The sequence below is a fragment of the Promicromonospora kroppenstedtii DSM 19349 genome (assembly GCF_000515355.1).
Taxonomy (GTDB): Bacteria; Actinomycetota; Actinomycetes; order Actinomycetales; family Cellulomonadaceae; genus Promicromonospora; species Promicromonospora kroppenstedtii.
The window spans coordinates 1,005-2,416 of record NZ_KI911603.1; the positions used below are offsets into that span (position 1 = coordinate 1,005).

The 1,412-nt window shown below is 74.4% G+C and carries 1 protein-coding gene and 2 pseudogenes; 1 reads left to right on the plus strand and 2 read right to left on the minus strand.

Translation table 11 applies throughout. From position 1 onward, the window contains the following. Positions 1–303: pseudogene (locus tag PROKR_RS33680) on the minus strand (amidohydrolase); the annotation flags it as partial. Beyond that, complete coding sequence (locus PROKR_RS03345; RefSeq protein WP_051432629.1) at positions 300–944, minus strand: FMN-binding negative transcriptional regulator; 645 nt, start codon at positions 942–944, stop codon at positions 300–302. The gene PROKR_RS03345 and the pseudogene PROKR_RS33680, both read right to left, overlap by 4 nt. A 203-nt stretch (positions 945–1,147) precedes the next feature. Between PROKR_RS03345 and PROKR_RS33685 the strand changes: the two are divergent. After that, positions 1,148–1,412: pseudogene (locus PROKR_RS33685) on the plus strand (acyltransferase); the annotation flags it as partial.

Genomic DNA, 1,412 nt, shown 5'->3' on the forward strand with positions numbered 1-1,412 from the left:
GGCCGAGCGCGCGCCCGACAGGTCGAGCCGGCGCCGCACCAGCGCCCACTGCGTGAGGTGCACGTGCGCGTCCCAGAGCCCGGGCATGAGGGTGCGCCCGCCCAGGTCGACCCGCTCGGCGCCGTCCGCGCCGACCCTCCCGGCCGCATCCATCGCGACAACCGACCCGTCCCGCACCAGCACGTCGACGAGCCCGTCGAACGTAGGCTTCGGCGCCGCAACACCCCCCGATGCGCCGACGGACCCTACGCTCGACGCCCCGCCCACCAGGCGGGCGTTCGCAAGGAGCAGGGCGGCGGTCACGGGGCGTCCGCCGGGCGGCGGGCGAGCTCGGTGCGGACCTCGGCCGCGAGTGCCGGCTGGGCGTAGTGCGGGTCCGACTCCAGTGCCGTGACCACGCGTTCCACCACCTCGCGCGGCTTGTCCTGGCTCAGCTTGGCCTTGCCCTGCCAGCGGACGACGCGCAGGCGGAACCCGGCGGCGCCCTTGGCGATGCGGTGCGCGTACTCCTCGACGCTCGGCAGCCGCACGGGCCGGGGCATGACCGACTCGTACCGGTCCACGGTGTCGGACAGGACGCCGTACGACTCCTCCGGCCCGAGCAGCTCGACGGTGCACCACAGGTGCACGGCGAGGTAGTCCCAGGTGGGCACGGCCGGCGTCATCTCGTACCAGCCGGGCGAGACGTAGCCGTGCGGGCCCTGCACGATCAGCAGCGACTCCCGCCCGCTGTCCAGCGAGTGCAGCACCTCGTCGGGCCGGCCGACGTGGGTGAGCAGGCTCATCGGCTCCCCCGGCGGCGTGTCCTCCAGCAGGACCGGCAGGTGGGAGGCGACCGGGGCGCCGTCGTCGGCCACCGAGACGAGGGTGGCCCAGCCGTGGGTGCGGACCAGGTCGCGCACGCGGGCCTCGTCCTGGATCTCGTAGTCGCTCGTGTGGATCACAGGGTCATCGAACCACCATCGGAGTCCAGACGGACCGCGGGTCGCCCGCCGTGGGCTGACCGGGGTTCAGCAGGCGACCGTCGACAGTCAACGACATGGTTATGGCGGCCGGCTGCCTGCTGACGAGCTGCCAGGGATGGGTCGAGACCCGGCCGTGACCTCCGGTCAACCCGACCGTAAGGCGGGGTCCCTACGGTACCGACGTGTCTCACCCCCCAGCCCCCGGTGCCGCCACCCCGACCGTCCGGGTCGGCGCGGTCGACGGCCTCCGCGGACTCGCCCTGCTCCTCGTGGTCGCGTTCCACCTGTTCGGCCAGGGCCGGGTCTCGGGCGGCGTGGACGTGTTCCTGGTGCTGTCCGGGTACTTCGCGACCGGGCCGCTGGTGCGCCGGGCCGAGGGCGGCACGCTCCGGCTCGCGGCGCACTACGCCCGGACCCTCGCGCGGCTGCTGCCCGCGGCGCTCGTGG